This is a genomic window from Verticiella sediminum, from assembly GCF_007558815.1.
In the GTDB taxonomy this organism is placed as follows: Bacteria; Pseudomonadota; Gammaproteobacteria; order Burkholderiales; family Burkholderiaceae_B; genus Verticiella; species Verticiella sediminum.
In genome coordinates this window covers 195,093-207,140 of sequence record NZ_VLTJ01000011.1, presented here as the reverse complement: position 1 = coordinate 207,140, position 12,048 = coordinate 195,093, and the positions used below count along the sequence as shown (strand labels likewise).

The 12,048-nt window shown below is 68.0% G+C and carries 10 protein-coding genes, 1 tRNA gene and 1 pseudogene; 4 read left to right on the top strand and 8 right to left on the bottom strand.

What is annotated here, in order from left to right; all coding sequences use genetic code 11:
- On the bottom strand, nt 1-2,079 hold a 2,079-nt coding region (gene acnA, locus FOZ76_RS07595), incomplete at its 3' end, for an aconitate hydratase AcnA (protein WP_143947535.1).
- Nucleotides 2,080-2,320: 241 nt separating this feature from the next.
- Between acnA and FOZ76_RS07590 the strand changes: the two genes are divergently transcribed.
- The 4 genes from FOZ76_RS07590 (at nt 2,321) to fusA (ending at nt 7,113) form a co-directional block, all read left to right on the top strand.
- Nucleotides 2,321-3,028: a GntR family transcriptional regulator gene (locus FOZ76_RS07590; RefSeq protein WP_143947534.1), complete on the top strand. Its 708-nt coding sequence runs from the start codon at nt 2,321-2,323 to the stop codon at nt 3,026-3,028.
- A gap of 40 nt (nt 3,029-3,068) precedes the next feature.
- Nucleotides 3,069-3,971 carry an isocitrate lyase/PEP mutase family protein gene (locus FOZ76_RS07585; protein ID WP_143947533.1) on the top strand — a complete coding sequence of 301 codons (903 nt, stop codon included), beginning with the start codon at nt 3,069-3,071 and terminating at the stop codon, nt 3,969-3,971.
- 328 nt (nt 3,972-4,299) lie between these two features.
- The gene (locus tag FOZ76_RS07580; RefSeq protein WP_342781868.1) at nt 4,300-4,734 is read left to right on the top strand and encodes an HU family DNA-binding protein; all 435 of its coding nucleotides are present in this window, start codon (nt 4,300-4,302) and stop codon (nt 4,732-4,734) included.
- Nucleotides 4,735-5,010: 276 nt separating this feature from the next.
- Nucleotides 5,011-7,113 carry an elongation factor G gene (fusA, locus tag FOZ76_RS07575; protein ID WP_143947531.1) on the top strand — a complete coding sequence of 701 codons (2,103 nt, stop codon included), beginning with the start codon at nt 5,011-5,013 and terminating at the stop codon, nt 7,111-7,113.
- Nucleotides 7,114-7,146: 33 nt separating this feature from the next.
- Here the strand turns inward: fusA and FOZ76_RS07570 are convergent, their stop codons facing one another.
- From FOZ76_RS07570 to FOZ76_RS07540, 7 genes and pseudogenes are all read right to left on the bottom strand, one after another.
- A complete protein-coding gene (locus FOZ76_RS07570) occupies nt 7,147-7,917 on the bottom strand; it encodes a class I SAM-dependent methyltransferase (RefSeq protein WP_143947530.1) in 771 nt (256 codons plus the stop codon).
- 372 nt (nt 7,918-8,289) lie between these two features.
- A tRNA-Leu gene (locus tag FOZ76_RS07565) sits at nt 8,290-8,374 on the bottom strand.
- 269 nt (nt 8,375-8,643) lie between these two features.
- Nucleotides 8,644-9,102, bottom strand: a pseudogene (gene secG, locus FOZ76_RS07560) (preprotein translocase subunit SecG); the annotation flags it as partial.
- Between the two features lie 91 nt (nt 9,103-9,193).
- Nucleotides 9,194-9,955, bottom strand: a complete 762-nt coding sequence (tpiA, locus tag FOZ76_RS07555) for a triose-phosphate isomerase (protein WP_143947528.1) — start codon at nt 9,953-9,955, stop codon at nt 9,194-9,196.
- A 195-nt stretch (nt 9,956-10,150) separates the two neighbouring features.
- On the bottom strand, nt 10,151-10,552 hold the full coding sequence (locus tag FOZ76_RS07550; protein ID WP_143947527.1) for a PaaI family thioesterase: 402 nt from the start codon (nt 10,550-10,552) through the stop codon (nt 10,151-10,153).
- A 134-nt stretch (nt 10,553-10,686) separates the two neighbouring features.
- On the bottom strand, nt 10,687-11,160 hold the full coding sequence (locus tag FOZ76_RS07545; RefSeq protein WP_143947526.1) for a MarR family winged helix-turn-helix transcriptional regulator: 474 nt from the start codon (nt 11,158-11,160) through the stop codon (nt 10,687-10,689).
- 101 nt (nt 11,161-11,261) lie between these two features.
- Complete coding sequence (locus FOZ76_RS07540) at nt 11,262-12,041, bottom strand: class II aldolase/adducin family protein (RefSeq protein WP_143947525.1); 780 nt, start codon at nt 12,039-12,041, stop codon at nt 11,262-11,264.
- Nucleotides 12,042-12,048: the final 7 nt, after the last annotated feature.

Genomic DNA, 12,048 nt, shown 5'->3' with positions numbered 1-12,048 from the left:
GTCGCGCGGCGCCACGCCGGCCTGCATCAGGTAGGCGCCGGCCGGCGTATCCTCCGGAATCTCGCCGCCCGGCGAGATATGGTCCGTCGTGAGCGAATCGCCGAAGGCGGCGAGCACGCGGCTGCCCTGCAGTTGCTCGGTGAGCTGCTCCAGATCGCCCGCCGCCTCGGGATCGAAGAACGGCGGCTCGATCAGGTAGGTGGATGCCGCATCCCACGGAAACAGCGCGCCGCCGGGCGCCTGCAGCGCTTCCCAGCGGGCGTCGCCGCCGGCCTTGTCGCGATAGCTCTCGATGAATATCTCGCGGCGCGCGGCGCGCGGCATCACGTCGGCAAGCTCTTCGGGCGTCGGCCAGATGTCCTGCATGTACACCGGCTGGCCGGCGGCGTCCGTGCCCACGGGCTGCGTCTGGAGATCGATGTCGACCCGTCCGGCGAGCGCGTACAGCACCACCATCGGCGGCGCGCCGATGTAGTTCGCGCGGATCAGCTTGTGGATGCGGCCCTCGAAGTTGCGGTTGCCCGAGAGCACGGCGGCGACGACGAGTTCGCGCGACTGGATCTCGGCAGCCACCTGCGCATCGAGCGGGCCGGACTTGCCGCCACAGGTCGTGCAGCCATAGCCGATGAGATGAAAGCCCAGCCGCTGCAGCGGTTCGAGCAGCCCGGCATCCTCGAGATAGCGGGTGACCGTGCGCGAGCCCGGCGCGAGCGAACGCTTGACCCACGCCGGCGGCTGCAGGCCGCGCTCGAGCGCCTTGCGCGCAACCAGGCCCGCGGCCAGCATCACGCCCGGATTGGACGTGTTGGTGCAGGACGTGATCGCCGCCAGCACCACGCTGCCGTGCCCCAGGCCCTCTACCGTCTCGCGCGCAGGCGCAGCGAAACCGCCGTCGGCCAGCGGCCGGCTCAGCCGCTCGGTGAAGTCGCGGCCGACCTCGCCCAGCACCATGCGGTCCTGCGGGCGACGCGGCCCGGCCACGCTGGGCAGGGCTGTGTCCAGATCGATCTCCACGATCTGGCTGTAGTCGGGCGTCGGCGACTGCGCATCGCGCCACAGGCCGTTCGCGCGCGCATAGGCTTCGACGCGCGCGACGTGCTCGGGGTCGCGCCCGGTGGTGCGCAGATAGGCGAGCGTCTGCGCATCGATGGGAAAGAAACCGCAGGTCGCGCCGTATTCCGGCGCCATGTTCGCCATGGTGGCGCGGTCGGGCACGGTGAGCTCGGCCACCGCGGGGCCGAAGAACTCCACCGCGCAACCGGCCACGCCCACCTTGCGTAAGGTCTGCGTGATGAGCAGGGCCGCGTCGGTGGTGCTGGCCGGCGCGCGCACGGCGCCGCGCAGGCGCACCCCGATCACGCGCGGCACCGGGAAGGTATAGGCCTGGCCGAGCAACGCGGCTTCGGCGTCGATGCCGCCCACGCCCCAGCCCAGCACGCCCAGCGCATTGACCATGGGCGTATGCGAATCGCCGCCGATGACGAAGTCGGGATATGCCCAGACGCCGTCCGCGCGCGCTTCGCGGCAGACCACCGGGGCGATGTGCTCGAGATTGACCTGATGGATGATGCCGGTGCCCGGCGGATACACGCGCAGCCCGCCATAGGCCTGCTGCGCCCACTTGAGAAAGCGGTAGCGCTCGGCGTTGCGCTCGAACTCGCGCGCGAGGTTGGCGTCTGCAGCCGACTCGTCGCCCCAGTGATCGACCTGCAGCGAGTGATCGACGATGAGATCCACCGGAATGCGCGTGTCGACCCGGGTCGGGTCCCCGCCGCCGCGGCGCACGGCGTCGCGCAGCGCGGCCAGATCCTGCAGCACCGGCACGCCGCTGGAATCGGGCAGGATGACGCGCGCGACGTGCAGCGGCAGGTCGGCGCTGATGCACGCCTGCCAGTCGAGCAGCGCCTGCACGTCCCGGGCCGTCACCGCCCTGCCCCAGGCGCGATGGCGCAGCAGATTTTCGAGCAGCACGCGGATGACGTAGGGATAGGTCTCGACCGACTTGCCGTGGGCTGCCAGCGCCGGCGCGAGCGCACAGTACCGCACGGTTTCATCCTCGAGCCGAAGCGAGGAAATCATGGAAGGCGTGGCTATGGATAACATGTAGGAAATCTTAGACCCCGCCCCCATTACTGTCAACAGTTATGACAAATACAAGCCCGACAGACGGAACACCGACCACCACCCGCCTTCGCCTAAGAAACACTATATACATGTAGCAATAGGCGTATTGGCCAGAACCGGACAACGCTTTTCAGGCATGCGACAAAGGCCCAAAAGAGTTGACACTTTAAAACCCGATTGATAATCTGTTGACACTATGAACGTAACGGCCGAAACGCTCGCGCTCCGCGACGAAGCGCAGACCCCGCTGTCCGACACGGTTTTCCAGCAAGTGCTGGAAGCGATCCACCAGGGCCGGCTCGCGCCTGGCAGCGTGGTCAATGAAGCGGCGCTGGCGCTGGAATTCGGCGTCAGCCGCGGCCCCGTGCGCGAGGCAGTGCGCCGCCTGCAGGGCATCCAGCTCGTCACGCGCGAGCCCTACATGAAGGCGCGCGTGGTGGCGCTCACCGCCGAATCGGCGCTGGAGCTGTTCCAGATGCGCATGGCGCTCGAGGGCGTCGCGTGCAACCTTGCCGCGCAGCGCATGAGCGACGCCGACATCGAACAGCTCATCGCCGATCTCGAACAGGAGCGCCAGCGGCAAGTCCGCGCCGAGCAAGGCGGGGCTGCCGGGCCCAAGGTGTTCGACTTTCACGAACGCATCGTGCGCGCCAGCGGCAACCGCCGCATCATCCACGCGCTGTGCGCAGACCTCTACCACCTGCTGCGGCTGTACCGGCGGCATTCCGGCACGGTGCTCGAACGCAAGGAAGACGCTTTCGCCGAGCACTGGCAAATCGCACGCGCCATCAAGTCGCGCGACGTGGACCTGGCCGAATCCCTGATGCGCTCGCACATCGAGCGCGCCGCACGCCATCTTTTCACGCACCTCGCCGAAGACGGGGTGCGGCCACCATCTTCCTGACGGCATTGCGCCGCCGCTCAACACGAATCGGAGTCACTGCATGAACGGTCCAAAGAAGTTTCGGGAATTGCTCGCCAGCGAGGAGTTCCTCGTCTCGCCCGGCGTCTACGACGGCTACAGCGTGCGCCTGGTCGAGGCCGCGGGCTTCAAGACCGCATGCACCAGCGGCGCCGCCGTCTCGAACGCCATCCTCGGCATCGCCGACATCGGCGTCATGGGCCTGAACGAGAACGTGAACCACTGCCGCAACCTCGCGCGCTCGGTGCAGATTCCGCTCACGGCGGATGCCGATACCGGCTACGGCAACCCGGTCAACGTGTTCCACACGGTGCGCATGTTCGAGGAAGCCGGCGTGGCCGGCGTCAACCTCGAGGACCAGGTCAGCCCCAAGCGCTGCGGCCACATGCCGGGCAAGGACGTCGTGAGCCTGGCCGAGATGGTGAAGAAGATCGAGGCGGCCTGCCTGGCGCGGCGCAACGATAACTTCGTCATCATCGCGCGCACCGATGCCATCGCCGTCGAGGGCGTCGAAGGCGCGATCCGCCGCGCCAAGGCCTATGCCGCGGCGGGCGCGGACATGCTGTTTCCCGACGCCGTGCGCACCGAGGATGACATCAAGCGCCTGGTCGATGCCGCCGGCATCCCGCTGTCGATCAACATGGGCTTCGGCATCCGCTCGCGGCCGACGACGCCGCTGATTCCCCTGCCCCGCCTGAAGGAACTGGGCGTCAAGCGCATCAGCCTGCCGCGCATGCTGCCCGCGGCCGCGATCATGGGCATGCAGAAGGCGCTGGGCGTGATGCAGGACGTCGTGCGCACGGGCGAACCGGCCGACCGGCCCGACCTACTGGTCGGCATCGACGACATCATGAAAGTGATGGGCTACGAAGAGATGCGCGCGCTCGAAAAGCGCCTGACCACGCTGCCCGAAGACGCGAGCTGATCCGCCGCCGCGCGAGCGCGAGGCCTCGTACGGGGCTCTCGGCAAACATGCCGACAAGGCGAACGGGCTATCCCGTTCGCCGCAAACTTGGCGTGCATGAGGCCGTTCGACACAAAAAGGCACGGAAATGCGGCTCTTTTCACGACGCGAACGCGCCAAGGGCTAATACAATCGCGCTTCCCTGTTTCTTTTAATATCCGCTGGAGTCTCAATGGCAGTCGCCAAGAAAAGCCCCAAGAAACCCGTCGTGAAGAGTGCAGTCAAGGCCGCCAAGCAACCCGCCGCGAAGCCTGCCGCCAAGGCCCCGGCCAAGGCCGCCCAGACTGCGGTGCGTACTGCAGCCAAGAAGGCTGCGGTCAAGGCCCCTGCCAAGAGCGCGGCGCCGGCCAAGGCTGCCACCAAGGCGGTGAAGGCCGCCAAGACGCCGGCCAAGACCGCCGCCGCCCTCAAGCCGATCAAGTCCGGCTTCACCAAGGTCTCGCTGATCAAGCACCTGGCCGAACAGGCCAGCGCCGACGTGAAGATCGTCAAGTCGATCGTGGCGGCTCTGGAAGACACCATCCTCGGCGCGATCCACAAGCGCGGCGCCGGCGAGTTCACCCTGCCCGGCCTGCTGAAGATCTCCACGCAGAAGGTGCCGGCCCGCAAGAAGGGCGTGCGCAAGGACCCGTTCACCGGCCTCGAGCGCGAATTCCCGGCCAAGCCCGCCTCGGTGCGCGTCAAGGCCCGTGCGCTGAAGAAGCTGAAGGACGCAGCGATCTGATGCGCTGACGCACGGCATCGGGCGCACGCCGCCCGGGCTCGCTGCGCAAGCCGCCGCCCCGCCACGGGCCGGCGGCTTTTTTTTGCCGCCGGCCCGCTCCCAAGGCAACAAGTGCCTCCCCGCGGGGGAACAGCGCTGTGCGCGCCACAGCCGGTTACAGCCGGCGCCCGTCCATGCGGCAAGACGGTGAAAAAGCGATCATAATTTGCTGCACCCGGCGTGGTGCGGTGCGCCCGGCGCTGCACCCTCTTGCCGCCTGGAGATCGAGGTATCGCCATGAGCCGCCACACTCCCATCGAGCGCTATCGCAACATCGGCATTTCCGCGCACATCGACGCGGGCAAGACCACCACCACCGAGCGCATCCTCTTCTATACAGGGGTCAACCACAAGCTGGGCGAGGTGCACGACGGCGCGGCCACCATGGACTGGATGGCGCAGGAGCAGGAGCGCGGCATCACCATCACCTCGGCGGCCACCACCTGCTTCTGGAAGGGCATGGACCAAGGCTACGCCGAGCACCGCATCAACATCATCGACACGCCCGGGCACGTGGATTTCACCATCGAGGTGGAGCGCTCCATGCGGGTGCTCGACGGCGCCGTGATGGTGTATGACTCGGTGGGCGGCGTGCAGCCGCAGTCCGAGACCGTCTGGCGCCAGGCCAACAAGTATCGCGTGCCGCGCCTTGCCTTCGTCAACAAGATGGACCGGGTCGGCGCCGACTTCTTCCGCGTGCGGCAGATGATGCTCGAGCGGCTCAAGGCCAACCCGGTGCCCGTGGTCATCCCCATCGGCGCCGAGGACGATTTCAAGGGCGTGGTCGACCTGCGCCTCATGCGGGCCATTTTCTGGGACGAGGCGACGCAGGGCATGAAGTTCTCGTACGCGCCGATTCCGGCCGAGCTCGTGGCCAGCGCCAACCTGTGGCGCGAGAAGATGATGGAGGCGGCGGCGGAGGCGTCCGACGCCCTCATGAACAAATACCTCGACACCGGCGAGCTCAGCGTGGACGAGATCACGCAGGGCCTGCGCCAGCGCACCATCGCCGGCGAGATCCAGCCCATGCTGTGCGGCTCGGCCTTCAAGAACAAGGGCGTGCAGCGCATGCTCGACGCCGTGGTCGAGTTCATGCCCTCGCCGATCGACGTGCCGCCGGTCGTGGGCGTGGACGAGGACGGCCGGCCGGCGAGCCGGCACGCCGCCGACGCCGAGCCGTTCTCTGCGCTGGCGTTCAAGCTCATGACCGACCCCTACGTCGGCCAGCTCACGTTCGTGCGCGTGTACTCGGGCGTGCTCGCCAAGGGCGACAGCGTGTACAACCCGGTCAAGGCCAGGAAGGAGCGCATCGGCCGCATCGTCCAGATGCACGCGGACCATCGCCGGGACATCGAAGAACTTCACGCCGGCGACATCGCCGCCTGTGTCGGCCTGAAGGACGTCACCACCGGCGACACCCTGTGCGCGCCCGAGGCCATCATCACCCTGGAACGCATGGCGTTCCCCGAACCCGTCATCCGCCAGGCCGTCGAGCCGCGGTCCAAGGCCGACCAGGAGAAGATGGGCATGGCGCTCTCGCGCCTGGCCGCCGAAGACCCGTCGTTCCGGGTCAGCACCGACGAAGACTCCGGACAGACGATCATCGGCGGCATGGGCGAGCTGCACCTGGAGATCCTGGTCGATCGCATGAAGCGCGAGTTCGGCGTCGAGGCCAGCGTGGGCAAGCCGCAGGTGGCCTACCGGGAAACCATCCGCAAGCGGGTTACCGACGTCGAGGGCAAGTTCGTGCGGCAGTCAGGCGGCAAGGGGCAGTACGGCCACGTCGTGTTCACCGTCGAGCCCAACGCAGCGGGCCAGGGCTTCGTCTTTCACGACGAGATCAAGGGCGGCGTGATCCCGCGCGAGTACATTCCCGCGGTGCAAAAGGGCGTGGAGCAGGCGCTGCAGGCGGGCGTGCTCGCCGGCTACCCGGTGGTCGACGTCCAGGTGCACCTCACCTTCGGCTCGTACCACGACGTGGACTCCTCCGAGCAGGCATTCCGCATGGCCGCCATCATGGGCTTCAAGGAGGCCTGCCGGCGCGCGCAGCCGGCCATCCTCGAACCGATCATGGCGGTCCAGGTGGAAACGCCCGAGGACTATGCCGGCAACGTCATGGGTGATCTCGCGTCGCGCCGGGGCATGGTGCAGGGCATGGAGGACATGCTGGGCGGCGGCAAGGCGATCAAGGCCGAGGTTCCGCTCTCGGAAATGTTCGGCTATTCCACCACGCTGCGTTCGATGTCCCAGGGGCGTGCGACCTACACCATGGAATTCAAGCGCTACGCCCAGGCCCCGGCGCACATCGTCGAAGGGCTGGCTGCGCGGCAGCGCAGGTAGGACCAGGGCCGGCCCCGCCGCATCCCAGCGGGCTCAGCGCCGCGTGCAGGCGTAGGCGTCCGTCCGGTACGGAAAGGCCACCGTATCCTTGCCGCGCAGTGCCGGATGGTCTTGGATCAGCGCCTCCAGTTGCGCCTTGACGGCCGCCTTCTCGGCATCCGGCAGCGCAGCGATGAAGCTCACGGACAGCATGCGGTCCATCACCACGACGCGAGGCGGGCCGACGTGGGCATACGCAAAGCTGCTGGGCTCGGGCAGCGTGAACAGCGCGCTCCGGGCGAAGGGCTCGCGCCATTCGCCCCGATGATGGCGCGGCGTCTCGGTCTCGAACGGCGCCATGATGCGGCTGATCGCGGCCACCCAATCCACCGACTCGTCACGGACGTTCCAGACCAGCCCGAGGCGCCCTTGCGGCGCCAGCACGCGATGGATCTCGGCCAACGCTTCCACCGAGGCGAACCAATGGAACGCCTGCGCGCAGACGACGGCCTGCACGCTGGCATCGGGCAGCGGTATGGCTTCGGCGGTGCCGGGCAAGGCCGGGACCTCGGGCAGCTCGCGGGCGAGCGCCTCGCGCATGGCGGCGACGGGCTCCACCGCGCAGACGCTGGCCCCGGTACGGGTGAGCAGGCGGGTGAACTTGCCGGTGCCGGCGCCCAAGTCCACGACGGCCGCGCCCGGCATCACCCCCAGCGGCTGCCGCAGCCAGTCGATCAGGGCGTCCGGATAATCGGGTCGCCCGCGGGCATAGGTGTCCGCCTCTGCGGAAAAGCCGACGGCGGCCGATTCATGGATGGGGGGCATGGCAACGCTCCTTGCGTGTGGAGGGGGTCGGGCAGACCCGGGCACCTGCCAGAATAGTCCAGGCTTGCACTGCCTCGGGGTCCGCGGTACAGGCATAGTCAGACCCCGTGGCCGTATTGTGCTTGTCCGGTTCGTCCCAGGACCTGTTAACAGGCGCCAGCGCAGGCATGGATGGGCCTTGCCCAGCGCCTCGGCGACGATGGACGCAGCGTTCTCCGCCAGCCTTGCCTCGGGAAGATCAGCCGATAGCCCAGCACCGCCGCGGAAATTTGGTGGGCCGGATCTGGCTGGCGTATTGGGCGTAGCCCACACGACAAAAAACCCGCAGAAGCCATCTTCATGCGGGTTTCAGACTTTCTTGCACTGAATCGCTGGTGCCGTCGGCGAGACTCGAACTCGCACAGCTTTCGCCACTACCCCCTCAAGATAGCGTGTCTACCAATTCCACCACGACGGCTTGGGCGCGGAGCACGTTGCGTCAAGACCTTGGGCCTTTCAGCTCAAGAACGCTTCGTGCTGCGACAAGAAAAAGATTATAGCACGCTGTACTCAATTGTGTAGGGGTACAGCGTGCCTGCCTCGGCCTTATTGCGCGGGCCTGTCCGTGGAGCCGGCCTGCGGCTCGGCGGCCGGGGCCGCTTCGGACGCTTCCGGCTGTGCCGGGGTGTCGGACGGTGCCGGCGCGGCGGGCTCTGCCGGCGCCTGGGGCGCAGCCGGAACCTCGGGCTGCGCCGGGGCCTCGGCGGGAGCGGCCGGCGGCGCGGGCGGCACCGACGGTTCGGCGGGCGGGTTGGCCGGCTGCGCCGGGGCAGCCGGCACGTCGGCCGCATTGGGCACACTGGGTACGCTGGGCACGGAACCCTCGCCCGCGCCCGGGGCCTGCGGCACGGAATGGTCCGGCGCCTGATACCCTTCCATCACGCCGGCCGGCGCACCGGCCGGGGAACGCGAATGGCTGAGGTAGGCGAGCCCGCCCGTGGTGCAGAAGAAGACGATGGCCGCCCATTTCGTGGCGCGCGAAAGAAAGTTCGCTGCACCGGCCGCGCCGAACAGACTGCCAGCCCCGCCGCCGCCGAAGGCCGAGCCCATGTCGGCGCCCTTGCCCTGCTGCAACAGCACCAGAACGATGATGCCGATGGCCGAGACGACCTGCACCACCAGCAGCACGCTAAGAATCCAAGACATTTCCAGCTCCCGCTCCGAAGCCGTCGCCGGCCCCGGGGTTCATCCTATGAAATCGCCGCCCTGAAGGGCGGCCGTTGTTCGTTGTATCGCGTCAGGCCGTCGCGGCTGCGACGATGCCTGCAAAATCCTGGGCGTCGAGCGACGCGCCGCCGACCAGCCCGCCGTCGATGTCGGCCATGGCGAAGAGGCTGGCAGCGTTCGCCGCCTTCACGCTGCCGCCGTACAGCACCTGCACCTCGCCCGCGCCCGCCTGCCGCAGCCGCTCGCGTATGGCGGCGTGCACTTCCTGCGCCTGCTCCGGCGACGCAGTGCGCCCGGTGCCGATCGCCCACACCGGCTCGTAGGCGACGATCATGCGCTTGACCGCGTCCGCGCCCAGCGCCAGCACCGGCGCGAGCTGTTCGCCGATCACGGCGAGCGTCGTGCCCGCTTCGCGCTCGGCCAGCGTCTCGCCCACGCAGACCACGGGCGTCAGGCCCGCCGCCAGGGCCGCCTTGGCCTTGTCCGCGACGACGTCACTCGTCTCGCCATGCAGGCTGCGCCGCTCCGAATGGCCGACCAGCACGAAGCTCGCGCCGAAGTCGACCAGCATCGGGCCGGCGACCTCGCCAGTGTAGGCACCGCTGGCATGGGCGCTGACGTCCTGCGCGCCCCAGCGCACGGGAGAGCCCCCCAGCGCCTGCTGCGCCTGCGCGAGATAGGGGAAGGGCACGGCTACGCCCACGTCGACGTTCTGCACCTTGCCGAGCGCGGCGACGAGCGCTTCCAGGAGGCTCGCGTTGGCGGCGAGCGAGCCGTTCATCTTCCAGTTGCCTAGCACGCACTTGCGGCGTAGAGCGGAGGTTGCGGACATGGACTGAACCGGGTTGGGGCCACGCACTTCGCACCGTGTAGCCGGTGCGACGCTAAAGTGGCGTCATTGAAAAAACTCTTGATTGTACCGGCTTTCACATCTTGTGCGATGCGCGCCGCGCGGCCCGCGCCCGTGTCCGCGCACCCTGGACAGCCACGCCCGCCAGGGCCCCGGCAACCGAGGCGCCGCGCCCGCTCAGGCGGGGCGCTGGCCGCCGTAGCGACGGAAACTGCCCTGTGCCGTGGCGACCAGGTTGCCCCCGGCGTCGAAGACTTTGGCTTCGGAAAAATAGACCTTGCGCCCGCCGCCCGTGATGCGCGCCTCGACCCGCAGCGCGCCCAGCCGCGCCGGCGCCACATAGTTGATGGCCAGCGAGATCGTCGCAGCGTGGCCGGGCTCGCCTTCCTCCGACATCAGACCCGCATAGCCCGCCGCGGCGTCGAGCACCGTGGCGACGATGCCGCCCTGCACCACGCCGGTGCGATTGGCGTGGCTCTCGTCGGTGAGCAGGGACATCACCACGTGCCCCGGCTGCCAGGCGTCCAGCCTGACACCGAGGTTTTCCAGATAAGGGTTGTCGAGTTTCGGGGTTTGCATGCGATTCGGACCTGATGCGCCGTGGGCGGAGCGAGCCGGGCGATAGTAGCGCAAGGCGCCGCGCATGCAATCTTCCACCGCAACACGGGCCCGAAGAAGGCGCGGGCGCGGCGCGCGCAGCCGCGCGGGGCCGCTCAGTGCTCGTTGAGGTTGTTGAACAGCACTTCGAGCAACTGGTTGAGCTTGGTGATCTGCGCCGGTGTCAGGCCGCGAAAGCTGCGCGCGAAGAGATTCTGGGTGGCCTCCTGGATCGCCGCGATCGCCTGCCGGCCCGCCTCGGTGACGGACACCTCGGTGACCCGCCCATCGTTCGCCGAGGTCGAGGTCTCGACCAGCCCCTCGGCACGCATGCGATAGACGATCTTGGTGATGGTCGACAGCTTGGCGATGGCATGCTCGGAGATCTCCGACATGCTCGAGGTACCGTTCTCCTTCAGGATGAAGAGCACGCGCCAGGTCGGCACGTCGGCACCCACCTTGCGCAAGGCACGTTCCATGTGTTGGTGATAGACGCCGTTCAGGCGGGCTACCCAGTAGAAGGGGAATTCTTCCTTGCGAAAGTCTTCGCTGGCCGGGTTGTAGCGACTCAGGCGCTTGGGAGTGCTCATGGTGTAGGAGAATCGTGAACCGGCTCGCGGCCAGGCCCTGTGCGGTTGGACCGCGTGCCCGGGCGATTCTAGCAACAGTTGCTCGGCGCGCCCTTTGCCGCTCACCAGCCCGGCCCTCGCTGCGCGTGCATCTTGCGGACCATGGCGTCGAAGAACTTGACCGCGAAGCCGCTGTCGCGAATGAGCATGGCCGTGAGATCGGCGCACTTTTGCTGCACGTCCGCGCCCAGCGGCACGTCTTCGCCGCCGAGCGCGCCGGCGGCGCACTGGATCTCGGCCGCGCGCTGCACGGTCCAGAGCAGGAAGAAAGCCTTGGCGATGCTGCTTTCGGCCACGGCCACACCGTGGTTGCGCAGTACCAGGATGTGCTTGTCGCCCAGGCTCGCCACCATGCGCGACTTCTCGTCGTCGAAGAGGGTGATGCCTTCGAAGGTGTGATAGCCCACACGGCCATACAACTGTGCGCCGTAGAAGCTGTTGTGGTCGAACCCGCCCCGCTTCTGCACCACCGCCGAGATCGGTGTGGTGTGCGTATGGATGATGCACTGCACGTCCTCGCGCGCGGCGTGCACCGCGGCGTGCAGGGCGAAGCCGGCCGGGTTGCCGTCGTACGGCGAGGGCTCGAGCTTGTGGCCCTCGAGGTCGACCTTGAGCAGGTTGAGCGGCGTGACCTCGGTGTAGTTCAGGCCGAACGGGTTGACCAGGTAATGATGCGCCGGGCCGGGCAGGCGCGCCGAGATGTGGTTGAAGATGGTCTCGGTCCAGCCCATGTAGTCGACCAGGTGATAGCACTCGGCAAGCTGGCAGCGCAGCGCCCACTCTTCCTCCGAACACTGTTCGGGACGCTCGACTCGGGTGGGGGTTCGGGAGAACGTGGACATGGCGAAA

Excerpts from the sequence above, each read along its gene's own strand:
- FOZ76_RS07590 (WP_143947534.1), top strand. The coding sequence starts at position 2,321 with ATGAACGTAACGGCCGAAACGCTCGCGCTCCGCGACGAAGCGCAGACC.
- FOZ76_RS07585 (WP_143947533.1), top strand. The coding sequence starts at position 3,069 with ATGAACGGTCCAAAGAAGTTTCGGGAATTGCTCGCCAGCGAGGAGTTC.
- fusA (WP_143947531.1), top strand. The coding sequence starts at position 5,011 with ATGAGCCGCCACACTCCCATCGAGCGCTATCGCAACATCGGCATTTCC.
- FOZ76_RS07570 (WP_143947530.1), bottom strand. The coding sequence starts at position 7,917 with ATGCCCCCCATCCATGAATCGGCCGCCGTCGGCTTTTCCGCAGAGGCG.
- tpiA (WP_143947528.1), bottom strand. The coding sequence starts at position 9,955 with ATGTCCGCAACCTCCGCTCTACGCCGCAAGTGCGTGCTAGGCAACTGG.
- FOZ76_RS07550 (WP_143947527.1), bottom strand. The coding sequence starts at position 10,552 with ATGCAAACCCCGAAACTCGACAACCCTTATCTGGAAAACCTCGGTGTC.
- FOZ76_RS07545 (WP_143947526.1), bottom strand. The coding sequence starts at position 11,160 with ATGAGCACTCCCAAGCGCCTGAGTCGCTACAACCCGGCCAGCGAAGAC.
- FOZ76_RS07540 (WP_143947525.1), bottom strand. The coding sequence starts at position 12,041 with ATGTCCACGTTCTCCCGAACCCCCACCCGAGTCGAGCGTCCCGAACAG.